This is a genomic window from Ensifer sp. Root954 (genome assembly GCF_001429005.1).
In the GTDB taxonomy this organism is placed as follows: Bacteria; Pseudomonadota; Alphaproteobacteria; order Rhizobiales; family Rhizobiaceae; genus Ensifer; species Ensifer adhaerens.
Genome location: NZ_LMJM01000023.1, coordinates 49,792 through 75,416 on the forward strand (window position 1 = coordinate 49,792; position 25,625 = coordinate 75,416).

A 25,625-nucleotide genomic window follows, 5' to 3' on the forward strand; every position below is an offset into this window, starting at 1 on the left:
GGTCAGCGCATCAGCAGCTTGACGAGTGCCGCCTGCGAGTTGACCCGGGTCTTGGCGTAGATGCTTTTGAGTTGGGTCCGGATCGTCTCATAGCTGACGCCGTTGGCCTGCGACATTTCCTTCAGCGTCAGGCCGGCGGCGATACCGCAGGCGATGCGGATTTCGGCGGGGGTCAGACCATAATTGTCCTTCAGATGGTCGTGCCTGAGATCGCCGAGCAGCGACGTCGCAGGCTCGACCAGAACCGCCACAGTCGGTCCGTCGAGAAGTTCGGTAAAGATGCTGGCACTTCGCCGCACCAAGGTAATGCGGAAGGCGCCGTGCTCCGCGGTCCTGACGACACGCAGTTGCGGCTGTGCCGGTGCGCCGACCGGCGAGGCCAGAAGCTCGAGCGCCGCATTGGTTTCCGGTTCGTCCATGAACAGGCGGCCGTTGACCGCGACCCGGAACGGTGAGCCGTTCGCCGCCATTCGCTCGGCGTTGTGGTTCATCGAGCGGATGCGCAGATTGCCGCCCACATAAATCACGCCGACGCCGATCGTATCGAGCAGGGTCCGGCCCTCATGCTGCTCGGCCATCATCAGGTCGCGCCGCCGCAGGAAGTCGAAGGCGCGCTTCAGGTGAGGCGCGAGAAGCGTGTATTGATCGGCCGCCTGCTGGTTGAGTTCCGCGTTCGTCGACGAGGTGCAGGTCGACACGAGCAGGGTCCGCGTCGGGCTGCGCACGATGGTCACGCCGACGGTGGTCTCGCTGCCGGTCTGGCGCTTCAGCCAGTCATTGTAGAATTCCGATTTCATCAGCTCCGAGCGCGAGACGATATGCTCGCCGGAGAGACCGCGGCCCACCGGCACGAGAACCGATTTCGGTATCCAGGGATTGATCGCCGCGAAGTGATCGTTGAACTGGTCGATGGCATCAGAGGTAAAGCCGGAGACATAGGGCACGCACGACGCTGGCGCTGTGAGGTCATGATAGTGGAGCGCAGAGCATCCATCGGGCATGGTCGTCGTCAGCCGGTCGAGAAAATCCTGCCAGCCGCAATCGCCAAAGGCGGCGCCGTAGATCAGCTCCGTCAGTTCGGCGGTATCTGCAGGTTTCGTCGAACGATACATGCGTGCCTTTGTCTAAGACAGGTATGACTAATATAGTCAGGCATCACGGGTTCGATCAACCTGAAATAGCGGAGACAAGCATTCGTTGCGTGCGCTGCCATCCTGACAACGCAGAATAGCCGGCAAAGAGCCGGCTATTCCAATTTCTCCCACTTTCAACCGGTTTCGGTGAAATCAACTTTTGGTTGCTCTCACGCTCGCGGCCACAGCTGTGTGGCGGAGCGCTAGCGGCGACAGCAGGATCGCCGCGAACAGCGTTGTGGCGAGCATCATGGCCGGCCCTGGGTGACGATAACCGGGATCAGCAGGTCGCCCCAGTTGCCTTCGCCGCCGTGGTGGCGGGCGGAGCGCACGAGCTCGACCGAAACGCCGGCATCGACGGCCTTCATGACGGACTGGTTGAGGCGGTGCAGGTCGTTGGCGACCATGCGGATTGCCGCCTGCTGGTCCGGGGTCATCGCCGAAGACTGTTCCTCGGCCCGTTCCTTGACGCGTGTCTGGACTGTCATTGGACTTCTCCTTGAGGTTCGAGGCTGGAGGTGCTTGCGGTTTTCCGCCCGCATCCATTTCACTTACGAGGGGTCGGCAGGAGCGCAGCGGGCAGGGATTGCCACGCTCCCGCCGGGCTTTCACTCTGCGGCCGGGCGGAACTGATCGTGCTCGGTCGATTCCTTCATGGCTGTTGTCGAGGACTGGCCGCCGGTGATCGCCATCGAGACGGCGTCGAAGTAGCCGGTGCCGACTTCGCGTTGATGCTTGGTCGCGGTGTAGCCGTTGACCTCGGCGGCGAATTCCGCCTCCTGCAGCTCCGAATAGGCGGCCATCTGCCGTGCCTTGTAGCCGCGCGCCAGTTCGAACATGCCGAAGTTCAGCTGGTGGAAGCCGGCGAGCGTGATGAACTGGAACTTGTAACCCATCGCGCCCAGCTCTCGCTGGAACTTGGCGATCGTCGCGTCGTCGAGGTTCTTTTTCCAGTTGAACGACGGCGAGCAATTGTAGGCGAGCAGCTTGCCCGGATGCGCCTTGTGCACGCCCTCGGCGAACTTGCGGGCCTGTTCCAGGTCCGGCTTGGAGGTCTCACACCAGATCAGGTCGCAATGCGGCGCATAGGCGATGGCGCGGGCAATGCAGGGCTCAAGCCCGTTCTTCACCTGGTAGAAGCCTTCGACCGTGCGGCCGGCATCGTAGTCGACGAAGGGGCGATCGCGCTCGTCGATGTCGGAGGTGAGCAGTTTTGCCGCTTCCGCATCGGTACGGGCGATGACCAGCGTCGGCGTGCCCATGACGTCGGCGGCAAGCCGTGCCGCGTTCAGGTTGCGGATATGGGCTGCCGTCGGGATCAGCACCTTGCCGCCGAGATGGCCGCACTTCTTCTCCGAAGCAAGCTGGTCCTCGTAGTGGACGCCGGCAGCGCCCGCCTCGATGAAGGCCTTCATGATCTCGAAGGCGTTGAGCGGGCCGCCGAAACCGGCTTCGGCATCGGCGACGATCGGTGCGAACCAGGTGTCAACCGAAAGGCCCTTGCCTTCTGAGGTCTCGATCTGGTCGGCGCGCTGCAGCGTGCGATTGATGCGCTTGGCAAGCTCAGGCGCGGCATTGGCCGGATAAAGCGACTGGTCCGGATACATGGCCGAAGCGGTGTTGGCATCGGCTGCGACCTGCCAGCCGGAGAGGTAGATCGCCTTCAGGCCGGCGCGCACCATCTGCATGGCCTGGTTGCCCGAAAGTGCGCCGAGCGCGTTGACGAAGTCGTCTTCGTGAATGAGTTTCCACAAGCGGTTCGCGCCCATTTCGGCCAGCGAATAGCGGATCTCGACCGACCCGCGCAGCCGCTTCACGGTCTCTGCGGTATAGGGGCGATCGACGCCATCGAAGCGGCCTTGCGGTGCGCTGGGAACGAGCTTGTAAAAATCAGTCATTACTTCCTCCTGTCAAAATCAAACACCCATTCGACTTTTGTCGTATGGCGACTTGTGTTTCGAGTTCATGTGACAGTTTTTACATTGCGCTGCAGTATTCGGCTATTGGAAACGGTGGTTTGCAGAGATCAAAAGGGTTATCTTGTCTTGCCTTTGACAGGGCGGCGAAGTAAATTTGTAAAAAATGTAAAGCGCCTGCGTTGAGCGGATTGTAAAGGTAGTTACAAATGGCCGAGAACAAGATCTTTGCCGGCCCGCGGGTCAGGCGCATTCGTAACGGCCTGTCGCTGACGCAGACGGCCATGGCCGAGGCCCTCGGTATCTCGCCGTCCTATCTCAATCTGATCGAGCGCAACCAGCGGCCGCTGACGGTGCAGCTGCTTTTGAAGCTTGCCTCGGTCTACAAGGTCGACCTCGACGAGTTGCAGGGCGAAACCGGCGGCAGCCTCACGCAATTGCGCGAGGTTTTCGCCGATCCGCTGCTGTCGGCCGAGCTGCCGGGAGAGCAGGAGCTGATCGAGGTGGCGGAAGCGGCCCCCAATGCTGCCGGCGGCGTCGTCAAGCTCTATCGCGCCTATCGCGAGCAGGCAGCGCGCCTCAAAGACTTGGCTGACCTCCTGGCGGGGCAGGGGCACATGGAGGCGCTTTCGGGCACACGGTTGCCGATGGACGAGGTACGCGAGACCTTCGAGGGGCGGCCGAATTATTTTGCCGGCATCGAGGCGGCGGCGGAAGCCTTCCACGAGGCGCTCTCGCCGGGTGATGATCTCATCGGCGCGCTCAAGGCCTGGCTGAAGAAGGAGCATGGCCTCGTCGTGCGCAGCCTGCCGGTCCATGCCATGCCGAACCTGCGCCGTCGCTTCGACAGGCACTCCATGCGTCTCTTCGTTTCCGAGCGGCTGTCGCCCTACGACCAGTTGCGCGAGATCGCGATGGAGGCCGTGTCGATTGCCTGCCACGAGGCGATCACGGCCGAGCTTGGGGCGCTACGGCTTTCGACCGCGGAGGCACGCCGTATCGCTCGCTTCGAGCTGGCGCGCTATGGCGCGCATGCGCTGATGATGCCCTATGCTGCGTTCCTAGCCGCCGCACAACGGGCGAAGTACGACATCGATGTCCTGCGCGCCCGTTTCCAGGTCTCCTTCGAACAGGCGGCCAACCGGCTGACCATGCTGCAACGGCCGGGCGCCCAAGGGTTGCCATTCTTCCTGATGGAGATCGACAATGCCGGCCACCGCTTGCGGAGGGCGGGCGCATCGGGCTTCCCTCAGGCAAAGTTCGGCGGTGGCTGTCCCAAGCTCAACATCCATGCCGCCTTCTCAGTGCCGGGCCAGCTTCTGGTCGATCGTGTCGAGATGCCCGACGGCGCTGCGTTCTTGACCATCGCACGCACGCTGGAGGGTCCGCAGGCGGCGTTCCACGAGCGCGTCCGGCGCACAGCCCTGCTTCTAGGCTGCGAAGCTTCGGTTGCCGACGAGACCGTCTACGGTTCGGTGCTGCTGCCGGCGGTCGAAATCGGTGCCGGCTGTCGGCTCTGCGAGCGCCAGGGCTGCCTGGCGCGGGCCGAGCCGCCCGTTACCCGGCCGCTCGGACTTGATGAGATGGCGACCGGGCTCAGCGTTTTCGATTTTCAGTAGCTGACGGGGTGCTGGTTGGGCAGAAGCGGCGCATTCGCGGCAAAGCATTCCGCCGGTAGCCCGGTAGTATAGCCGCGGGTGATATGGGCCGTGTCCGCATAGGCCTTGTTGCGCATCAGGATCGCGTGCAGCTCCGGTAGATTGTAGAACGGCACACCGGGATACAGATGGTGCTCCAGGTGGTAGTTGATGTTGTGGGGCGCGAAGAACAGCTTCTCCCAGGCGTGCGGATAGACGGTGCGTGAGCTCGTCAGTTCGTCGCTATAGTCCATGCTGCCGAAATGCTCGGCGACGCTGCGTATATAAAGGAACAGGCAGAAGAAGGTGAGGAACGGCACCACCCAGTAGAGCGCCACTTCCCGCCAGATGCCGAAGAGCGTGAAGATCGCGGCGGCGGCGACGTAGAAGCCGACGCGCAGCAGCTTGTACTGCAGCGTTGAACGGTCGTTCTTGCCCATGCGTTTGGCCATATGCAGCATGTCGCGCAGCGAATTGACCGCGAAGAGGTAACCGAGCAATTGCGTGACGCCGCGCGCAACCTTTTGCGGAAAGGTGAATTGCGGCATGCCGAGCTTCGCTGTCCAGTCCGGATCCTCGTCGCTATTGGCGTGCTGATGGTGGGCGAGATGGTTTTGGCGGTAGCCATCGACCGTGGCCAGCACCGGCCAGGCGAGCAGCAGGTCGCTCATCCAGTCGCTGAGTTTCCGGTTGCGGATGATGCGATAGTGTGCCGCCTCGTGGATCATGCAGCCGAGCGCATGCATGCGTCCGGCGATCAGCACCACGGCAATCAGGTAGACGAAGACATTGCCGAAATACTCGCTGATGGCGATGGCTGCTGCGATCATCGCCCAGTCGAATGCGATTGCCGCAAGGGCCTTTTGCGGCTCGAGCACCGACAGGCGCTTCAACTGCTTCGGATCGATCCTGCGGCTTTTCCCGCCGACGATCTGCTCACCCATGACGACACCTGAGATCCTGAACCGCAACTGTCGGGAAAATCGCATGGCGATCATGGTTAATCAATCGTAAATGGCGGTCCGTACAGAGGCGGCAAAGCTATGGTTAACGGTGCCGCCGCGGCCGGGTCGAAGGCGACAGGCTGAAAGCAAGGCGCCATAAGTGCCCGTTTTTCTTCGACTTGTGAAACTGATGAGCCCACAGGGCGGCGCTTCTTATCGGCACGAAAGCGCTTGAGGTTATCGAGAAAGATGCCTAACCTCCGGCCTGAACGAAGCGGATTGGACGGTGTCCCGGCGTGCCGGGCCCGATACGAAAAAACCAAGAGGGGAGTTGTATGTCCAAGCTCATCGTCACAACCCTGGCGGCAGCCGTTCTGGCCGGCTCGACCATGCTGGCCTCGGCGCAGGAGCGCGTGGTCAACGTCTACAACTGGTCGGACTATATCGACAGCAGCATTCTGGAAGATTTCACCAAGGAGACCGGCATCAAGGTCGTCTACGACGTCTTCGATTCCAACGAGATCCTGGAGACGAAGCTGCTTGCAGGTGGCTCCGGCTACGACGTGGTGGTGCCGACGGCAACCTTCCTGCAGCGGCAGATCGCCGCGGGCGTGTTCCAGAAGCTCGACAAGTCGAAGCTGCCGAACCTTTCCAATATGTGGGACGTGATCATGGAGCGTACGGCCAAGTACGATCCGGGCAACGACTATGCCATCGACTACATGTGGGGCACCACTGGCATCGGCTACAATGTCGACAAGATGAAGGCGATCCTCGGTACGGACGAGAAGCCCAACTGGGACGTCATCTTCAAGCCGGAACTGGCGGCGAAGTTCAAGGATTGCGGCATCCACATCCTCGATTCCCCGACCGACGTGATGCCTTCGGCGCTCGCCTATCTCGGCCTCAACCCGGATAGCCACGAGGCGGCCGATCTCGAAAAGGCGGCTGAGCTGCTGGCGAGCATCCGCCCCAATGTGCGCAAGTTCCATTCCTCGGAATACATCAACGCGCTCGCCAACGGCGACATCTGCCTTGCAATCGGCTTTTCCGGCGACGTCTTCCAGGCTCGCGACCGTGCGGCCGAAGCCAAGGCTGGTGTGACCGTCGACTACGCGATCCCGTCCCAGGGCGCGCAGATGTGGTTCGACATGCTTGCGATCCCGGCTGATGCACCGCACGTCGAGGAGGCGCACGCCTTCCTCAATTACATGATGAAGCCCGAGGTCGTCGCCAAGGCATCGAACTATGTCTTCTACGCCAACGGCAACAAGGCCTCGCAGCAGTTCCTCGACAAGGCCGTCATGGAAGATACCGCCATCTACCCGACGGAAGAGGTGATGCAGAAACTGTTCACGGTGACGCCCTTCGAGGCGAAAGAGCAGAGGGTATTGACCCGACTCTGGACAAAGGTCGTAACCGGCCAGTAAGAGCGGAAAACGAATTGCCCGGACCTCAAAATCCGGGCAATTTTCTTAAGGGGGCACCGGGGAAAACGAGAGTGCCCATCGGCTGTATCATTCGGGGATAGATGATGAAGTCTCTCGGCAGTATCCGGCGGTCCTTTGCCCCTTGGGCGGATCCCGCTTCCAAGCCATTCATTTCCTTCAAGAACGTGACCAAGCGGTTCGGCGATTTCACCGCCGTCGACGACCTTTCGCTGGATATTTATACGCGCGAGTTCTTTGCGCTGCTCGGTGCGTCCGGCTGCGGAAAGTCGACGCTTCTGCGCATGCTCGCCGGCTTCGAACAGCCGACGTCGGGCGAGATCATTCTCGACGGACAGAGCTTGGCCGGCATTCCGCCCTACAGGCGTCCGGTCAACATGATGTTCCAGTCCTACGCGCTCTTCCCGCATATGAACGTGGAGAAGAACATCGCCTTCGGCCTGAAGCAGGATGGCATGCCGAAGGCGGATATTGCCGAGCGCGTCGCCCAGATGTTGAAGCTGGTGAAGCTCGAAAAGTTCTCCCAGCGCAAGCCGCACCAGCTTTCGGGCGGTCAGCGCCAGCGTGTCGCGCTTGCCCGCTCACTTGCCAAGCGGCCGAAGGTGCTGCTCCTCGACGAACCGCTCGGCGCGCTCGACAAGAAGCTGCGCGAGGAGACCCAGTTCGAACTGATGGATCTGCAGCAGGAACTCGGTCTCACCTTCGTCGTCGTCACCCACGACCAGGAAGAGGCAATGACCATGGCCGACCGCATCGCGGTGATGAGCCACGGCAAGGTCATTCAGGTGGCGACGCCTGCCGAAATCTACGAGGCGCCGAACTCCCGTTTCGTCGCGGACTTCATCGGCGACGTCAACATTTTCGAGGGCGCTGTTTCCGGCGCCGAGGGCGGCTATGTGCGCCTTGAGGGCACCAACGGTTTCCCGATCCGCATGGCATCGCCCGAGACGCCGGCTGCCGGCGGCAAGTCCGCCGTCGCCGTCCGCCCGGAAAAGATCCGCGTCAGCCGCCAGCCGCCGGCGCACGCGCCGGTCAACACCGTTCAGGGCGAAATCTGGGACATCGGTTATCTCGGCGACATGACCGTCTTCCACGTGCGCCTGAAGGACGGACGCGTGATCAAGGCCTCGTCGCTCAACGCGGTGCGCGCGGTCGAGGATCCGCTCGGCTACGACCAGGAGGTCTGGGTTTCCTTCGGCGAAGACGCCGGCGTCGTTCTGAAGGATTGAGGCCATGACCCGTGTCGCATCCGCCCTCTTCAGCCGCCTCGTCATCATCATCCCCTATGCCTGGCTGCTGTTCTTCTTCCTGATCCCCTTCTTCATCGTCTTCCGCATCTCGCTGTCGCAGACGGCGGTGGCCATGCCGCCCTATACGCCGGTCTTCGATCTCTTCGGCGGCCTGTCCGGCATCCTTGAAAAGGCGCGGGAATTCTCCTTCGACAACTACGTCTGGCTGACGGAAGACGTCCTCTACTTCAACGCCTATGTGTCGAGCGTCATCATCGCGGGCGTCTCGACCGTGCTGACGCTGCTGATCGCCTATCCGGTTGCCTACGGTATGGCGAAAGCGCCGAAGACCATTCGCCCGACGCTGCTGATGCTGGTGATCCTGCCCTTCTGGACGAGCTTCCTGATCCGCGTCTACGCCTGGATCGCGATCCTCAAACCCGAGGGGCTGCTCAACCAGTTCCTGATGAGCATCAACGTCATCGACCAACCGCTGATCATCCTCAACACCAATTGGGCGATCTATATCGGCATCGTCTATTCCTATTTGCCCTTCATGGTGCTGCCGATCTATTCGTCGCTTGAGAAGATGGATCACACCCTGACGGAGGCCGCGCTCGACCTCGGCTGCACGCCGTTTACCGCCTTCTGGCGCGTGACGTTCCCGCTGTCGCTGGCGGGCGTCGTCGCCGGCTGCCTGCTGGTCTTCATCCCAGCCGTCGGCGAATTCGTTATCCCCGACCTGCTTGGCGGTTCGGAAACGCTGATGATCGGCAAGACGCTCTGGAACGAGTTCAACGCCAACCGCGACTGGCCGGTCTCTTCGGCCGTGGCGACGATCCTGCTTCTGATCCTGGTGTTGCCGATCGTCTACTTCCAGAACGCCCAGGCCAAAGCCGACAGCGAGGGGAGGTAGGACATGGGCAACTGGTCACGCTTCAACATCGCCTCGATCGTGCTCGGTTTCGGCTTTCTCTACCTGCCGATCGTGCTTCTGGTGATCTTCTCCTTCAACGAATCGAAGCTCGTCACCGTCTGGGCGGGCTTTTCGACCAAGTGGTACACGCAGCTCTGGCATAACCAGGCGCTGCTCGATGCCGCCTGGGTGACGATCCGCGTCGCGCTGATCTCGGCGACCTTCGCCACCGTGCTCGGTACGCTCGCGGCTTTGGCGCTCGTCCGCTACACGCGCTTCCGTGGCCGCATGCTGTTTTCCGGCATGGTCTATGCACCGCTCGTCATGCCCGAGGTGATCACCGGCCTGTCGCTGCTGTTGTTGTTCGTTGCCATCGGTCTCGACCGCGGCTTCTGGACGATCACGCTGGCGCACATCACCTTCACCATGTGCTTCGTTGCCGTGGTGGTGCAGTCGCGGTTGCTCAGCTTCGACCGGTCGATCGAAGAGGCAGCCCTCGATCTCGGCGCCACGCCGGTCACGACCTTCTTCTCGATCACCCTTCCGGTCATCGCGCCCGCGGTGTTTTCCGGCTGGGTCCTCGCCTTCACGCTGTCGCTGGACGATCTGGTGATCTCGAGTTTCACCACGGGACCGGGCGCCACCACGCTGCCGATGAAGATCTACAGCCAGGTGCGGCTGGGCGTGACGCCGGAAATCAACGCGATCTGCACCATCCTCATCGGTGTCGTCGCCATCGGGGTGGTCGTTGCCTCGATCGTCACCAAGCAGCGCGAGGCGCAGCGCGAACGGGACGAGCGGGCGGCCTTCGCCCAGTCCTGAACGGTGCGAATTCGAGACTAGCGTGACGCGGATTGTCCGCCACGAACCGACGGCTGGTGTCTCTGACGCCGGCCGTTGTCAGTTGGGTTCGCCAAGAACCGACAGGGGTGAGATCACTGCGTTCGGCCAGGAACCGCCGACGAAGAAACGCAGCCTTTGCCCGGCATTCAATGTGTCGGTGTACGTGCCTGCGAGCGCCAGGCTGCCGCTGCGGTAGGGAATGACGCCGTTGACCGAGAGATTGCCGGTCTGGCCGGCAAAGAGCGCTCGGTTCAGCCGCGCCGACCCTTCCCCGAAGCTGGCTTCGATATCCGCCGTCTGGAAGGCGAAGTTGCCGTCGCTCGCCTGCGCCAGCGAAAAGAATTCGCCGGCCCGGACAAGGTTCGCAAAGGCATTTGCGTCGAAGCCGGTGAGGTTGCCGTTGGCGAGCGAAAGCCTGATGCGGCCGGAAGCCTCGGCCACCTGCGCGCGCCAGAACGGGTGTTCCGTCGTAAGGTCCAGATTGACATTGCCCCGGCCGGTCGGAACCGGGCCGGTGAAACCGAAGTCAGCAAGGGCGGCGGCAAGGTCGGCATTCTTCAGCACCAGTTCCAGCCGACCACCGCCGGCCAGCCCCTCTTCCGAAGCGGCGAGCCGCCCGCTGAGCCGGCCATTGGCATAGGTGCTGTCGGCGACGTCGATGGAGGCGCGCCCGTGATCGATGATGACGCCGGCGGCGAGATCTTCGAGCCGTAGCGGGCCTACCAGTGCCTCCTGCGCCGACAGCCGCACATCGGCACGCCAGCTGCGCGCGAACGCGTCGCCGAGTTGTTGTGTGAGTTCGTCCGGCTCCAGCGGGTCGATGAACGGCTGCAGCCCATTGAGATCGATGCGGTCGAAGGCGAGCGTGCCTTCGACGCGGTGGGTATCGTCGATCGGCGTGGAGATGTCGAGGATGCCGGTCGCGTTGGCACCGCCGAGCGTCAGCTGAAGCTCGTCGAGCTTCAGCGAGGCCTTACCGCTGGTGACGTTGGCGCTGAGGCTGAAGCCGCTGTCCGGCAATGCGCCCGCCGCCTTGCCTTTGTACCAGGCGGCAAGGGCCTGCAGCGAGGCCGTCGAAACCTGCAGCCGCCCCGCGGCAGTCGGTGCAGGGGAGAGATTGCCGTTGCCTTCGAACGAGAGACTGAGCGCCGCCGAGGATAGCGACGTCTTGAGCGCCGCATCGTGGCCGGTCAGCAGCATCAGCGGTTCGTTGCATTCGAGCGTCCAGGCCACCGTCTGTCCGCCAAGGCTTCCCGAAAGCCGGGCGCTGAGCTGCTTGGTGAACGAAGGCCAGGAGACGGTTCCGGATATGCCGGAAAATTCCCGGGTCTGGTTGGTGACGAGGTCGATGATCTGCAGGCGGCCGTTTTCGACGGTGACATCGCCGAACGGCGTATCCTTCTCGGCAGCCTGTGTGTCCGGGGTACTCAGCCAGTGCGGCCGCTGCCAGTTGAGTGTGCCGTCCGTGCGCCGCTCGAGCGTGACGACGGGCTCGATCAGCCGGATATCGTCCAGCGCCGGCGTGCCGTCGATCGCTGAAAACAGGCTGAATGTCGCGGTGATGCTGCCGATATGCGCGAGCTTGCGGGACGATCCATCCGTAGTTTCGATCGTCGCCGAGCGGAGCGTTAAAGTCGGTTCCGGCCAGAAGCTGATCTCGGGATTGCCCGATATCCGGCTCTTTCCGCCGGACCAGGCGTCCAGCATATGCTCCACGGTCGGACGCACGTTCGTCGTCGAAATCACCAGAGGCAGGACGGCGTTGTAGCCGGCTGCAAGCCCGACGCCGATCGCGGCCGGCCACAGGAAATGGCGGCGCCGCAGCCGCGACAACAGGCGTACGTCGCGCATCATATGCAGAAATTTACGTCTCATGTCCGCCTGGTCGCCGTCGCTTGGGTCACGTGAGCTTGGATAGGCCTTCGGTCCTCAGAAATCAAATGCGACGGACAGGCAACAGACAGGTAAATGTCGTCCACGCGATGACGAGGCGCTTTCCGGTGCTGTTTATTTTGCGATGCAGCATGGTATAGAGGGCATGGAGCAGGAGTGGAGGAAAGCATGCACGCAGAGCAGCCGTTGTGGGTTCCAGGTCCGGAAATCCTTGCGCATAGCCCCATGGCCGAATTCATCGCCTGGAGCAGCAAACGCTTCGGCAGAACCTTTGCGGATTACGATGCCTTCCACGCCTGGTCGGTGGCCGAGCGCGGCGACTTCTGGACCGCGGTTTGGGAGCACTGCGGCGTCATCGGCGAACGCGGCGCAACAGCCCTCCTCAACGGCGACCGCATGCTCGATGCTCGCTTCTTCCCCGACGCGAAGCTGAACTTTGCGGAGAACCTTCTTCGCGAAACCGGCGACGGCGACGCGCTCGTCTTCCGCGGTGAAGACAAGGTCGAGTATCGCCTGTCGTGGGACGAGCTTCGCGCGCTCGTGTCGCGCCTGCAGCAGGCGCTGAAGGCTCAGGGTATCGGCCCCGGCGATCGCGTTGCGGCTATGATGCCGAACATGCCCGAAACGATCGCCTTGATGCTGGCGACCGCCTCGATCGGCGCGATCTGGTCGTCCTGTTCTCCCGATTTCGGCGAGCAGGGCGTCCTCGATCGTTTCGGCCAGATCACGCCGAAGCTGTTCATTGCCTGCGACGGCTATTGGTACAACGGCAGGGGCCAGGACGTCGATGTGAAGGTTCGCGCGGTCTCCAAGGCCCTTGGCGTGCCGGCGCTGATCGTTCCCTATGCCGGCGACAGCGCCGCGCTGGCGGCCTCGATCGAGGGTGGCGCAACCCTTGCCGATTTCATCGCGCCGTTTGCGGCAACAACCCTGACCTTCGAACGCTTGCCCTTCAGCCATCCGCTCTACGTGCTGTTTTCCTCGGGCACGACGGGCGTTCCCAAATGCATCGTGCATTCGGCCGGTGGCACCCTGCTGCAGCATCTGAAGGAGCATCGTTTCCACTGCGGCCTTCGCCGCGGCGAAAAGCTCTTCTATTTCACCACCTGCGGCTGGATGATGTGGAACTGGCTGGTTTCCGGATTGGCCGTCGGCGCGACCCTCTGCCTGTTCGACGGCTCGCCCTTCTATCCCGACGGCAACGTGCTCTTCGACTATGCCGCAGCCGAGACGTTCGCGGTGTTCGGCACCTCGGCGAAATACATAGACGCCGTGCGCAAGGGCGGCTTCGTACCGGCCAACACGCATGATCTTTCCACCCTTCGGCTGTTGACCTCGACCGGTTCGCCGCTGTCGCCGGAGGGCTTCTCCTTCGTCTACGAAGGCATCAAGTCTGACGTTCAGCTTGCGTCGATCTCGGGCGGGACCGACATCGTTTCCTGCTTCGTTCTCGGCAACCCGCTGAAGCCCGTCTGGCGCGGCGAGATCCAGGGGCCGGGTCTTGGCTTGGCGATCGACGTCTGGAACGACGAGGGGCAATCGGTGCGCGGTGAGAAGGGGGAACTCGTTTGCACCAAGGCATTCCCGTCGATGCCGGTGATGTTCTGGAACGATCCCGAGGGCGCCAAGTATCGCGCCGCCTATTTCGAGCGCTTTGACAATGTCTGGTGCCATGGCGACTTCGCCGAATGGACCGAACACGGCGGTATCATCATCCACGGCCGGTCGGACGCGACGCTGAATCCCGGTGGGGTGCGCATCGGCACGGCAGAGATCTACAATCAGGTCGAGCAGATGGAGGAGGTCGCAGAGGCGCTCTGCATCGGGCAGGACTGGGAAGACGACGTGCGCGTCGTTCTCTTCGTTCGTCTCGCCGCCGGCGTCGCCCTGACCGACGACCTGACGAAGGCGATCAAGAACCGCATCCGCGTCGGCGCCTCGCCGCGCCACGTGCCGGCAAAGGTGATCGCGGTCGCCGATATCCCGCGCACGAAGTCCGGCAAGATCGTCGAACTCGCGGTCCGCGATGTCGTGCACGGCCGTCCGGTGAAGAACAAGGAGGCGCTCGCCAACCCTGAGGCGCTTGATCTTTACGCCGGACTGGATGCCCTTAAAAATTGAGGGCGCGTTAACGGATTCGCGTGATTGGAATTAACCAAGGCTTCAGACTTGCTGAAAAATCCCTAAAATTGCGGATCCGGCGGGTAAGGTCTTGTTAAGGATTGGGGGCGCATGGTCATGCCAACTTGAGGCCGATCGATGTTGGATCGGCGTTCGGCAGAGATGCCGTCGCGGACATGACGTCGTTACTTCTCGAGCGATTGTTGGTTTAGCATTCAACTATCGAGGTGGCCTCCCAGCCACCTTTTTTTTATGCGTTTCTCGCCCGTCAGGCCCTGCTGAACGGGACTCAGGAGCGGCGTTCGAGCGACCGCGACACGAGGATGACCGGGATCATGCCGGCGACGACGATGATCATCGCGGCGACCGAAGCGTCTTCGACCTTGGCCCGAGACGCGTCTTCGTAGACGAGCGTGGCGAGCGTGTTGAAGTTGAACGGTCTGAGCATGATAGTTGCCGAAAGCTCCTTCATCGTCTCGATGAAGACGAGGAGAGCGGCGGTCAGTACCGCCGGCCGCATCATTGGCAAAAGCACGGTGCGCAAAGTCTGGCCGCCGGTCCGGCCGAGCGCGCGCGCCGCCATGTCGAGATGCGGCGAAAGCTTCTGGAAACCCGCTTCGAGCGAGCCCTCGGCCATGGTGAGGAAGCGCACGCTGCATGCGTAGATGATCGCAAAGCCGGTGCCGGTCATCATCAACCCGGTGGAGATACCGAACGTATCGCGCATGCCGGCATCGATAATGTTGTCGAGAGCGGCCAGCGGGAAGAGCACGCCGATCGCAAGAACAGTGCCGGGCACGCCATAGCCGAAGGAGGCGAGCCGCCCGGCGATGTCGCTCACCCGAGAATGCCCCGTGCGCGCCGCATAGGCGAGCACGAAACCGAGCAGAACGGTAACCGTTGCGGTCGCACCTGAGACGAGGATGCTATGAAAGAGTGCGTTGAGCAGCCGCGGCTCGATGAACTGGTCGATGCGCTTGAGCGCATAATTGCCGAGGATCAGCACGGGTACGGCAAAGCCTGAAACCACGGGCAGCAGGCAGGCGACCATGGCGGCCCACTTCTTCCAGCCGGACAGTATGAGCCGGGCAGCATCGTGGACGGCGGACGTCGTCTTCTGGCTGGAGAAGCGCTGGCGTCGCCGTGCGGCCCGCTCGATCATCATCAGGCCGATGACGAAGACCAGCATGATGCAGGCGATCTGCGCGGCGCCCGCGAGGCTGCCGCGGTTCAGCCAGGTGTCGAAGATCGAGAAGGTCAGCGTCTGCACGCCAAGGAATTCGACCGCGCCGATGTCGTTCAGCGTTTCCATCGCCACCAGCGTCAGGCCGATCATGATGGCCGGGCGGGCCATCGGGATCTGGATGCGGAAGAACACCTTCAGCGGCCCGGCGCCGAGCGTGCGGGCGACGTCGGCGGCCGCGCGTCCCTGCATCAGGAACATCGAACGGCAGGCGAGGTAGATATAGGGATAGAGAACCGAGCTCAGCACGAGCACGGCGCCGCCGAGCGAGCGGATATCTGGAAACCAGTAGTCACGGCTCGTCTTGAAGCCGAAGATCGCGCGGATCAGTCCCTGCACCGGCCCAGTAAAGGTGAAAAGCTCGCCGAACGCATAGGCAGCGAGATAGGCGGGGATTGCAAGCGGCAACACCAGTGCTGCCGACAGGAAGCGCCGCAGCGGAAACTCGCAGCTTGCGACAAGCCAGGCCGTGAGGATGCCGACGAAGGCGGTCACGGCACCCGTCAGCGAGATCAAGAGCAGCGTGCGCCCGGTGGCGCGCGGAATGACGTTCTGCATCAGATGCGGCCAGTCGCCGCCGCCGCCCGAGATCGCCAGCCAGGCGATCGCGATGATCGGCATCAGCACGATGACCGATGTCAATCCGGCCCATGTCGCCAGCAGGGGATGCGAAAGACCGGTTCCGGCACGCGCATGGCGGCGCTTGATGCTCTGAGATGTGGACTGCAATCGATCGATTCCGCGGCATGACGGCAAGAAATGGCCAATGGCGGCCAGCAAACTGGCCACCACAAGTCAACATTTCCTTATAGCATCCGGCCTCAGTTCGCCAAGACGCGTTGTGACGGGAAGGAAATTTCCACCAGCGTTCCCTCGTTGGGCGCCGAGGTGATCGAGAAGTGGGCGCGGTTCGCCTCCGCCATCGCCTTGGTGAGCGGCAGCCCGAGCCCGGTGCCGTCGCCACGCTTGCGCGCGCCTGTCGTCACCTGCCGGAACGGTTTCATCGCCTGGTCCAGTTCGCCGCGGGTCATGCCGACGCCGGTGTCGCGAATCCTCAGCATGACGCTACCGTTCGCCTCGTAGGAGGTCGACACCACGATCTGGCCGCCCGACGGCGTGAAACGGATGGCGTTCGCCAGAATGTTGAGCGCGATCTGCTTGATCGACCGGCCGTCGGCCACGACGTTCGGCACGGCTGCCGAAAGCGAGGTGCGGATGATGACGCGCTGGCTGTTGGCCTGCGGCTGGACGAGCGACACGGCTTCCGAGACCGCGTCGTTGATCTCGACGGCGCCGAAATCGAGTTCCATTTCGCCTGCTTCGATCTTCGAGATGTCGAGCAGATCGTTGACGATATCGAGCACGTGGCGGCCCGACCGGCCGATGTCGCCGGCATATTCGATGTAGCGCGGGTGACCGACCGGGCCGAAATGCTCGCTCGCCATCATGTCGGAAAAGCCGATGATCGCGTTGAGCGGCGTGCGGATCTCGTGGCTGACGCGGGCGAGGAACTCGGTCTTGTGGGCATTGGCCGTTTCCGCGGCGCGCTTGGCGTTCCGGAGTTCCTCTTCGGTGCGTTTCCACTGGGTGATGTCGCGGATCACGGCGCAAAAGCCATTGGAGGCCGAAAGCCGGCCGATGGTCATGAACAGCGGAATGAAGCCGCCATTCGCTTCCCGCCCGATCACCTCGCGTCCGTCGTTCAGCACACTCGCGACGCCGTGGCCGGAAAGCCCGTGCAGGTAGTCGATGACTGCCTTCTGGCTTTCGTGAGCGAAGAGCGCGGCGAAAGGTTTGCCGCGGATTTCGCCCTCGTCATAGTTGAAGAGCGCGCTTGCCGAGCGGTTCATCGAGCGGATGTCGCCGTCATGCCCGAGAATGACAACGCCATCGGTTGCGGTTTCGAGGATGGACTTGAGTTCGTCGATTTCCGTCTTCAGACGGTCGACGTCGTCACCGGAGATGGCATCGTCTGCTTTCGTCGACGGCGCGTTCGCGGCTGCTGGCGTCAGCGCCAGCATCAGCGCGCTCCGGCCGTCCCAGCGGATCGTGTGCAGCCGTGCGATGACCGGCCGCATCTGACCGTCCCTGCGGATCAGCATCATCGTGCCGTCGGGTTCCTGGTCGGTCGCCTCTTCGCCATTGGCAAAGAGCGCGTCGAGGCCGCCTTCCCGGACAAAGTCGTCGAGGTCGCCATAGGCGGTGAGCCGCAGGAATTCCGGATTGGCGTGCAGCAGCTCTTCCCCGCGATGCACGAGCATACCGATTGGCAGGCTGTCGAGGATCTCGCCGCTAAGGCCGATATCTGCCGCTTGCTGCTCGAGATGCACGTTCGCCTGTTCGTCCTCGGCTGCGCCGTCGTCGGTCTCTTCTCCGGTTTCTTCCGCGCCAGTCTGTTCTTCTGCCGCTGGCGTCGAGGAAGTGATGGCTTCGTGCGCGTCTACCGGGAAGGGTGTGCTTGCATCGGCCGCTGCGTCGCTTTCCTCTGCGGGTGCGGTTTCCGCCGGCCCGCCAAAATGCTCGCCCAATTGCCGCGCGATCTCGCGGAACGCCGCCTGTTCGCCCCGCGTCAGCGCGGTCGCCGCGCGATGTTTCTCGAGCTCGACGATCTTGTCGGAGGCGGGGGGCTCAGCGTTGTCGACGAGCTGTAGGGCAGGGCGCTCTCCCTGGAAGAGATCGTCAGTTGCGGCGACCTGTTCGTCCGCGGCAACTTCGGCTGCATGGTCCGGCTCTGCCTCTGCCTCCTCGCTGGAGGTGAGGGTCTGGTCTTGGGGCGCATCACGATCCTGCGCAGCTGCGACAGGCTCGGCCTCCGTTTCGGAGGACCTCTGCGCGACGACCTGCACCTCGTCGGCGGACCGCTCCTCGATCTCAGGGCCGACGGTCTCAGGATCGACCGCTGGAGTATGCGCGTGGTCTTCCGACGGCGTCGCTTCCGCGGCAGCTTCTGCCGTCATGTCCGTTGCGGCGCCGAACGTCAGGCCGTTGGCGTGCTCGTCTTCGACGGCATCGGCAAGGCGCACGATACCGAAACCGCGAAAGCCGTCGAATTCGCGTGCGCGCGAGTAGGTGGGCAGGGCCGCCAGGTCGACCGGAACCTTGAGGCTGGTGCCCTGCACGGGCCAGAAAATCGTCTTGCCCGACCAGGTGTCGCGGCGTTGCAGCAGCGCGCCGATCTTCTGATCAGGATCGAGGCCGTAGCGTGCTGCCACGTGGTTAAAGGTGGCGCCGATCACATCGGCGGCGCGCGGACCGACGGCGGTGGCGAATTCCTCGGAGATCTCGCTGAAGCGGCCTTCGGCGTCGATCTTCCAGACGAAGCGGACGGCACGGCCGCCGGGCACGAAGGCGAAGTCGGCCTGTTCCGTTTCAGCGGTGCCGGCATCGGTCGCCTCGACCGTCTCGTCCTCGCGAGTGACCTCTGCCGTCACGGGGATTTCCGCGGCAACCGGCGTATCGTTCGCGGTCACGTCGGTCGCGACCGCAAGCGCCGGCTCGCCGTCATCTTCCGCTGGCTCCACGCCCTGCGCCGACGTTTCCGCATCTGCAGCGGCAACCGCCTCCGGTTCCTCCGGTAGAGCGACCTGGCCTGCAGCGACGTGGACGCCTGCGTCCTCAAGGTCGCCATCGTCCTGTGGCGCGGCAACCGGTTCGACGGACTCCGCCTGTTCGAATGCGTCGGCCAGGGCAGCGTCTTCGGCTGGTGCAGCGCTTTCGACCAGCGCTTCGGCCGGTTCGACGATATCCTTTGCCTCCGGGGCCGGTGTCTCGACGGTCGGTTCCAGCTCCTCGGTCGGCGGCAGGATTGGCAACGCTTGCGCCGCCGGGGTCTCTTCGTCCGGATCGAGCGTGCCGAGAATGGTCTCGACAGCAAAGAGCAGATGCAGCGACGGCTCATCGGCGATCTTGCCGACCGCGGCCGGCAGGTGCCCCTTCCGCGTTGCGACCGGGCGCTTGATCAGCCAGTCGTGGTCTCGGCCGACCGTATCGACGAGCTGCTTGCGCGTCTCGTCCGACATGCCGAGATCGATGAAGCCCGGCGAGTGTGCGATGATGCCGCCGTTGCCATCGAGAACGGCCATGTGGGTGTCCGGGCCGTCGAGGCCGGCGATCATGCGCGCAGCGCGATCCTCAAGCGACAGCGGCGTGCCCGAATGCGGTGCAGTAAAGAGCACCGCGTCCTCGTCCGGGCGCACGCGGATCATCTCCACGCTCACATTGAGCGGTGTGCCGCGGAAACCCGAGAACTTCCGGATCGAAAGCTGGCGCCGGTCGCCGGCGCGCACGAGCTGCGCTCCCGCGGCCTTGAGCTGACGCAGCGACAGCTCGCCCTGGTCCGGTCCCGCATCGATGAAATCATAGATCGACCCGGCGCCGAAAAAGGCCGCGCCCTGGTCGTTGGCCCAGAGAATGCGCGCAAAGTCCCGCGAAAACAGGATCGCCGCGTCGCCGCGGGCAAAATGCTCCCGCACCCGCGCATGCACGGCGATATCAATGAAGGGATACTGTCTCGCGGGCATAAAGGGGGCCTATTGACGGATCGCTTGCGGGTTAACACTCTATTAATACCCGGCAGGCCCGCAAGGGTCCAGCGAGGGCCGGAGCTTCGTCACGGCTTTCAGCGCGAAAGGTTAATTCTCCGGATTTTGTGCACTGCACAATTTTATTGCAATGCACAAGCAAGTAGTTTATATAATGCGCATCAATCAACGGCGCCTCTGAAGAGGGCCAGACACCAAGGAGCGCTTTCATGGCTACCAAGAAGACCGACGACGTATTTTCCCTTTCCTCTTTCGACCCGGCGAAGTTCACCGACAGCTTCCGCGACTTCGCGGAAAAGGGTGCCGTCCAGTCGAAGGAAGCCTATGCCAAGATGAAGACCGCTGCCGAAGAGGCAACGAAGACCGTTGAAGCAACGCTCGAAAGCGCCCAGACCGGCTCCGTCGAACTCGGTCTCAAGGCCATCGACGCACTGCGCACCAATGCCGAAAACTCGCTGTCTCACATGGAAGCGCTGCTCGGCGTGAAGTCGCTGTCGGAATTCGTCGAACTGCAGACGAGCTTTGTCCGCAAGCAGGCCGAACTCGCGGTCGAGCAGGCGAAGTCGATGCAGGAAGCCACCAAGAAGGTTGCCGAAAACGTCACCAAGCCGGGCAAGGACGCCGCTGAAAAGGCGATGTCGTCCTTCAAGAAGGTCTAAAGTCAACCGACCGCGCCGGCTGAACGATGGCGACAGACTTCTGTCGCCGAATTCTGCCATCTGCGCCCAAAACCAAGAATCCGGATGGCTTGCCATCCGGATTTTTTCCAGGATAATCTCAAGTTAAGGCTTGCAAAGCGACGGAAGTCTCCGTATGTGAGCCGCCAAGCGACTGATGTCGCTTTATGTGCGGTTGTAGCTCAGTTGGTTAGAGCGCAGGTTTGTGGCACCTGAGGTCGTAGGTTCGATTCCCACCAACCGTACCATTTCTTCTCTAAACGATCGGTATCGCGATTTGCGGGGCGCCTTGCTTCGTCAGAACAGCTTGGCCAAGGCTCTGAGCGCCACCACGTCCTGTACGCCATTCTGATAAAGTTCGATCAGCCGGGCGGCGAGCGCCGTTGCCTCTGCCGACTGGCGCGACAGCTCTCGCTCTCTTAGTGTTTCCTTGAAGACATCGTCGATCTTGGTGAGTTCACCCGGCAGGATCGGCCGGCCCGGTATGGACACAAGCATCCTTTCACACTCCTTTGTCGAAACGGGAGCGCGAGCCGATTGCGACCGGCGTGCTCGCAGCCATCGCCTTGAGCAAGCAGCTCAATTCCCTGTGAAGGCAACGTCGGGATACCGCGCCAGGTTCCTGTCGCGGCAATACCCAATTCGGGCTAGCGCTTGGGCGCGGGTCGGATCCGGTTCGAATGGACATAGGGCTCATCCGCCGGTAAAATTTCGCCAAGAGGATTCCCAGTAAGGCGTCGCAATCCATGGCCAAAGAATCCATCACACGGCGGCTTGCCGCCATCCTGGCTGCTGATGTCGTTGGCTATAGCCGGCTGATGGAGCGAGACGAGAAAACCACCTATACGCAACTCATGGCGCGCTGGGCCGAAGTGCTGGAACCGCTCGTCGAAACCCACCAGGGCCGGGTGTTCAAGCGAACGGGCGACGGCGTGCTGGTCGAGTTTTCGAGTGCGGTCAACGCGGTCGAATGTGCGGCTGCCTTGCAGAGGGCGATGATCTCCGCCAATGCGGACGTGCCCCACGATCAGCAAATCGTGCTGCGCGTCGGCATCAACATGGGCGACATCATGGTCGCCGACAGCGACCTCTACGGCGACGGCGTCAATGTCGCAGCCCGGATCGAGGCGCTTGCGAGGCCCGGCGGCGTGGCGATTTCGGACGGGGTGCACGAATATGTGCACGGCCGCATCGATCTCATTTTCGTCGACAGCGGCCATCACGAGGTCAAGAATATCGAGCGGCCGGTGCATATCTGGAGCTGGTCGCCGGACGAGTATGCCGACGCGCCCATCAAGGTCGCCGCCGAGGTGCCACCGCAGCTTCCGAGCCGGCCGTCGATCGCCGTGCTGCCGTTCGACAATATGTCCGGCGATCCGGAGCAGGGCTATTTCGCGGACGGCATTACCGAGGACATCATCACCGATCTCTCGAAGGTCTCCGGCCTCTTCGTCATCGCCCGCAATTCCTCCTTCGCCTATAAGGGCAAGTCGGCGGATATCCGCCAGGTGAGCCGCGACCTCGGCGTTCGCTATGTGCTGGAAGGCAGCGTGCGCCGCGCCGCCAACCGCATTCGCATCAACGCTCAGATGATCGACGGCACCACCGGGGGCCATCTCTGGGCCGAGCGCTACGATCGCGGCATCGAGGATATTTTCGAGGTTCAGGACGAGGTGACGCGCACCATCGTGACGGCGCTCAAGGTGAAGCTGACGGCCGGCGAAACGGAGCGGCGCGAGGGGCGCGGCAAGGTCGATCCGGAGGCCTACGATCTGCTCGTGCGGTCGCGTCAGGCGATCCTGCGGTTCGACGCGGTATCGTCTGCGGAGGCGCGCAGCATGCTCGAACGTGCGATCGCCATCGACCCGGCGCTTGCCGCGGCCTATGCGTCGCTCGCGATCATTGCCATGACCGACTACATCAACCGGTGGAACGGTGGCACCGTCGACAATATCGAGCGCGCTCTCAAGCTTGCACAGAAGGCCGTCGAGACCGACGAGCATGAACCCCACGGCCACCACGCGCTCGCGATTGCGCTCTGCTGGAAGCGCCGCTTCGACGAGGCCGAGCGGGCCGCCCAACGCACGATCGAGCTCGACCCGAACTCCGCCGGCGGCCACACCCAGCTCGGCACGATCAGAGATTTCCTGGGCCAGTTCGAGGAGGCCTTGCCCTTCTATACCCGCGCCCACCGGCTCGATCCGCAGTTCGACCTGGCGCTGCATTTCCTGGGCCGGACCCTGCTCAATCTCGGCCGTTTCGACGAAGCCGAGATTGCCTTCAAGCGGCGCCTGGCCTTGGCACCGCGTTCGGACATGACGCGCTTCTATCTCGCCTGTCTTTATGGCCGCACCGGACGCCATGAGGAGGCGCGGCGCTACTGGCACGAGGTCTTCGAGGTCAATCCGGACTTTTCCATCGACCACTTCAAGCGGGCGATGCCTTACCAGGATCCGGCCGTCATTCCGCGGCTGATTGACGGCCTGCGGGAGGCCGGGATTTCGCTATAGGTGCGGCGCCGACGTCAGGCGCTTGAGCGCTTCATATGAAGATCTGGTGCTCCGCGGTCACCAGTTCCTGCAGAAAGGCGACGACGGTGCGAACGCGCACGAGATCGCGCGCGCTTTCGTGATAGGTGGTCCAGTAGGCACGGCGGATGGTCGTTTCCGGCAGGATGCGTTTCAACTCCGGCGCATGGCGGGCAATGTAATTGTGCAGAATGCCGATGCCGGCGCTGGAACGCACTGCTTCCGTCTGGCCGGTGGCGCTGGAGATCTCGAACGACGCGTCCCAGCTGCGCATGATTTCGGCGGAGAAGTTCAGCGACGGCGTGAAGATCAGGTCCTCGACGTAACCGATGCGGCGGTGCTCCCGGAGATCGTCGATCGTCTGCGGCGTGCCGTGCTTTTCGAGATAGTCCGCCGAGGCGTAGAGGCCGAGCGTATAGTCGGTGAGCTTCGAGGAAACGAGGCGCCCCTGTTCCGGACGTTCGATGGTGATCGCGATATCGGCCTCGCGCTGCGACAGCGAGAACGACCGAGGGACCGGCACGAGCTGCAGTTTCAATTCCGGATAGCGCGCCGTCAGCCGGCCGAGCCGGGGCGCGAGGAAAGAAACACCGAAACCGTCGGGTGCACCGATGCGCACCGTGCCGGCGATCGCCGTGTCGATCCGGCCGATCTGCGATTGCGCCGCCAGCATTTCCGTTTCCATGCGCTCGGCTGCCGCAAGGAAGATTTCGCCCTCGGCGGTCAGTTCGCAACCGTTCGGCCGACGAACGAGCAACCGTGTCTTCATCGCCTCTTCCAGCGCAGTCACCCGACGGCTGAGCGTGGCATGATTGACGCCGAGCCGCTTGGATGCGGCCAGGATCTGTCCGGTCCGCGCGACGGCTAGAAACATTCTGACATCGTCCCAGTTCATAGTGCGACAACCCTATACAAAACCGTTGGACTTCAATTTTTGCACAACGGTTACTGAATATCGGAAATTGATTTGTTGAAATCGTAGTGCGATCATGCCGCCACAATCAAGATCTGGAGGAACCATTCATGTACGAACTCGGTCATTTCATCGATGGCAAGCGCGTCGCCGGCAAGAGCGGCCGCGTCAGCAACATCTTCAACCCGGCAACCGGCGAAGTGCAGGGCACCGTGGCGCTGGCAAGCGACGCGGAACTTTCAGCAGCCGTCGAAAGCGCCAAGGCAGCACAGCCGAAGTGGGCGGCCACCAACCCGCAGCGCCGCGCCCGCGTGTTCATGAAGTTCGTCGAACTTCTGAACGCCAACATGAACGAGCTCGCCGAGATCCTGTCGCGCGAGCATGGCAAGACGATCGAAGACGCCAAGGGTGACCTCATCCGTGGCCTCGAAGTCTGCGAATTCGTCATCGGCATTCCGCATCTGCAGAAGAGCGAGTTCACCGAAGGTGCCGGTCCCGGCATCGACATGTACTCGATCCGCCAGGCCGTCGGCATCGGCGCCGGCATCACCCCGTTCAACTTCCCGGCCATGATCCCGATGTGGATGTTCGCCCCGGCCATCGCCTGCGGCAACGCTTTCATCCTGAAGCCGTCCGAGCGTGATCCGTCCGTTCCGATCCGCCTTGCCGAACTGATGATCGAAGCCGGCCTGCCAGCAGGCATCCTCAACGTCGTCAACGGCGACAAGGGTGCTGTCGACGCGATCCTGACGCATCCGGATATCGCTGCCGTTTCCTTCGTCGGCTCGACCCCGATCGCTCGCTACGTCTATGGCACCGCGGCGATGAACGGCAAGCGCGCCCAGTGCTTCGGTGGCGCCAAGAACCACATGATCATCATGCCCGACGCCGATCTCGACCAGGCCGCGAACGCCCTGATGGGCGCCGGCTACGGCTCGGCCGGCGAGCGCTGCATGGCGATCTCGGTTGCCGTCCCGGTCGGTGAAGAGACCGCCAACCGCCTGATCAGCAAGCTGACCCCGATGGTCGAAAGCCTGCGCATCGGCCCCTACACCGACGAGAAGGCCGATATGGGCCCTGTCGTCACCAAGGAAGCCGAACAGCGCATCCGCAGCCTGATCGACAGCGGTGTCGAGCAAGGCGCCAAGCTCGTCGTCGACGGCCGCGATTTCAAGCTGCAGGGCTATGAGCAGGGCCACTTCATCGGCGGCTGCCTGTTCGACAACGTCACGCCGGACATGGACATCTACAAGACGGAAATCTTCGGACCGGTTCTCTCGGTCGTCCGCGCCAAGACCTACGAGGAAGCCCTCGACCTGCCGATGAAGCACGAGTATGGCAACGGCGTCGCGATCTACACCCGCGACGGTGATGCGGCCCGCGACTTCGCCTCGCGCATCAACATCGGCATGGTTGGCGTCAACGTTCCGATCCCGGTTCCGCTCGCCTACCACTCCTTCGGCGGCTGGAAGTCCTCGTCCTTCGGCGATCTCAACCAGCACGGCCCGGACTCGATCAAGTTCTGGACCCGCACCAAGACCATCACCGAGCGCTGGCCTTCGGGCATCAAGGACGGCGCCGAGTTCGTCATGCCGACGATGAAGTAACAACGGGATAAAGATCCTCCCGCCTCGGGGCCTCCT

General features: G+C 62.8%; 18 protein-coding genes and 1 tRNA gene. 10 read left to right on the forward strand and 9 right to left on the reverse strand.

The genetic code is table 11. The features are described 5' to 3' along the window. Positions 1-2 precede the first annotated feature (2 nt). From ASE71_RS14340 to aceA, 3 genes are all read right to left on the reverse strand, one after another. Positions 3-1,112: a helix-turn-helix transcriptional regulator gene (locus ASE71_RS14340; RefSeq protein WP_060516497.1), complete on the reverse strand. Its 1,110-nt coding sequence runs from the start codon at positions 1,110-1,112 to the stop codon at positions 3-5. Positions 1,113-1,381: 269 nt separating this feature from the next. Beyond that, a complete protein-coding gene (locus tag ASE71_RS14345) occupies positions 1,382-1,621 on the reverse strand; it encodes a hypothetical protein (protein WP_034800815.1) in 240 nt (79 codons plus the stop codon). A gap of 120 nt (positions 1,622-1,741) precedes the next feature. Continuing rightward, positions 1,742-3,031: an isocitrate lyase gene (aceA, locus tag ASE71_RS14350; protein WP_034800818.1), complete on the reverse strand. Its 1,290-nt coding sequence runs from the start codon at positions 3,029-3,031 to the stop codon at positions 1,742-1,744. 227 nt (positions 3,032-3,258) lie between these two features. On the opposite strand from aceA, the gene ASE71_RS14355 reads away from it, so the two are divergent. Next, a complete protein-coding gene (locus tag ASE71_RS14355) occupies positions 3,259-4,668 on the forward strand; it encodes a helix-turn-helix domain-containing protein (protein WP_060516495.1) in 1,410 nt (469 codons plus the stop codon). On the opposite strand, the gene ASE71_RS14360 is transcribed toward ASE71_RS14355, so the two are convergent. Further along, a complete protein-coding gene (locus ASE71_RS14360) occupies positions 4,662-5,630 on the reverse strand; it encodes a fatty acid desaturase family protein (protein ID WP_060516494.1) in 969 nt (322 codons plus the stop codon). The two genes, ASE71_RS14355 and ASE71_RS14360, sit on opposite strands and share 7 nt — an antisense overlap. A gap of 335 nt (positions 5,631-5,965) precedes the next feature. On the opposite strand from ASE71_RS14360, the gene ASE71_RS14365 reads away from it, so the two are divergent. From ASE71_RS14365 to ASE71_RS14380, 4 genes are all read left to right on the forward strand, one after another. Next, positions 5,966-7,060, forward strand: coding sequence for a polyamine ABC transporter substrate-binding protein (locus ASE71_RS14365; protein ID WP_034800823.1), 1,095 nt, complete (start codon positions 5,966-5,968; stop codon positions 7,058-7,060). A 104-nt stretch (positions 7,061-7,164) separates the two neighbouring features. Then, entirely contained in the window at positions 7,165-8,307 is a 1,143-nt protein-coding gene (locus ASE71_RS14370; RefSeq protein ID WP_034801375.1) for an ABC transporter ATP-binding protein, read from the forward strand. Between the two features lie 4 nt (positions 8,308-8,311). Further along, a complete protein-coding gene (locus tag ASE71_RS14375; RefSeq protein ID WP_034800826.1) occupies positions 8,312-9,223 on the forward strand; it encodes an ABC transporter permease subunit in 912 nt (303 codons plus the stop codon). 3 nt (positions 9,224-9,226) lie between these two features. Then, on the forward strand, positions 9,227-10,045 hold the full coding sequence (locus ASE71_RS14380) for an ABC transporter permease subunit (RefSeq protein ID WP_034800828.1): 819 nt from the start codon (positions 9,227-9,229) through the stop codon (positions 10,043-10,045). 78 nt (positions 10,046-10,123) lie between these two features. Here the strand turns inward: ASE71_RS14380 and ASE71_RS14385 are convergent, their stop codons facing one another. Further along, positions 10,124-11,941, reverse strand: coding sequence for an AsmA-like C-terminal region-containing protein (locus ASE71_RS14385; RefSeq protein WP_060516492.1), 1,818 nt, complete (start codon positions 11,939-11,941; stop codon positions 10,124-10,126). Positions 11,942-12,127: 186 nt separating this feature from the next. Between ASE71_RS14385 and ASE71_RS14390 the strand changes: the two genes are divergently transcribed. Continuing rightward, on the forward strand, positions 12,128-14,080 hold the full coding sequence (locus tag ASE71_RS14390) for an acetoacetate--CoA ligase (protein WP_060516490.1): 1,953 nt from the start codon (positions 12,128-12,130) through the stop codon (positions 14,078-14,080). Positions 14,081-14,369: 289 nt separating this feature from the next. Here the strand turns inward: ASE71_RS14390 and ASE71_RS14395 are convergent, their stop codons facing one another. Together ASE71_RS14395 and ASE71_RS14400 are read right to left on the reverse strand one after the other, a co-directional pair. Continuing rightward, entirely contained in the window at positions 14,370-16,052 is a 1,683-nt protein-coding gene (locus ASE71_RS14395) for an ABC transporter permease (RefSeq protein ID WP_034801377.1), read from the reverse strand. A 92-nt stretch (positions 16,053-16,144) separates the two neighbouring features. Further along, entirely contained in the window at positions 16,145-19,843 is a 3,699-nt protein-coding gene (locus tag ASE71_RS14400) for an ATP-binding protein (protein WP_060516487.1), read from the reverse strand. A gap of 230 nt (positions 19,844-20,073) precedes the next feature. Between ASE71_RS14400 and ASE71_RS14405 the strand changes: the two genes are divergently transcribed. Both ASE71_RS14405 and ASE71_RS14410 read left to right on the forward strand, forming a co-directional pair. Then, a complete protein-coding gene (locus ASE71_RS14405; RefSeq protein ID WP_034800834.1) occupies positions 20,074-20,523 on the forward strand; it encodes a phasin in 450 nt (149 codons plus the stop codon). Between the two features lie 189 nt (positions 20,524-20,712). Further along, positions 20,713-20,789: transfer RNA gene (locus tag ASE71_RS14410), tRNA-His, on the forward strand. Positions 20,790-20,838: 49 nt separating this feature from the next. Here ASE71_RS14410 and ASE71_RS14415 read toward each other — a convergent pair. Further along, on the reverse strand, positions 20,839-21,039 hold the full coding sequence (locus ASE71_RS14415; RefSeq protein ID WP_060516485.1) for a hypothetical protein: 201 nt from the start codon (positions 21,037-21,039) through the stop codon (positions 20,839-20,841). 248 nt (positions 21,040-21,287) lie between these two features. Between ASE71_RS14415 and ASE71_RS14420 the strand changes: the two genes are divergently transcribed. Then, complete coding sequence (locus ASE71_RS14420; protein ID WP_060516483.1) at positions 21,288-23,051, forward strand: adenylate/guanylate cyclase domain-containing protein; 1,764 nt, start codon at positions 21,288-21,290, stop codon at positions 23,049-23,051. A 31-nt stretch (positions 23,052-23,082) separates the two neighbouring features. On the opposite strand, the gene ASE71_RS14425 is transcribed toward ASE71_RS14420, so the two are convergent. After that, on the reverse strand, positions 23,083-23,964 hold the full coding sequence (locus tag ASE71_RS14425; RefSeq protein WP_034800840.1) for a LysR family transcriptional regulator: 882 nt from the start codon (positions 23,962-23,964) through the stop codon (positions 23,083-23,085). A gap of 128 nt (positions 23,965-24,092) precedes the next feature. Here ASE71_RS14425 and ASE71_RS14430 point away from each other — a divergent pair, with 128 nt between their 5' ends. Further along, the gene (locus ASE71_RS14430; protein ID WP_034800841.1) at positions 24,093-25,589 is read left to right on the forward strand and encodes a CoA-acylating methylmalonate-semialdehyde dehydrogenase; all 1,497 of its coding nucleotides are present in this window, start codon (positions 24,093-24,095) and stop codon (positions 25,587-25,589) included. Positions 25,590-25,625: the final 36 nt, after the last annotated feature.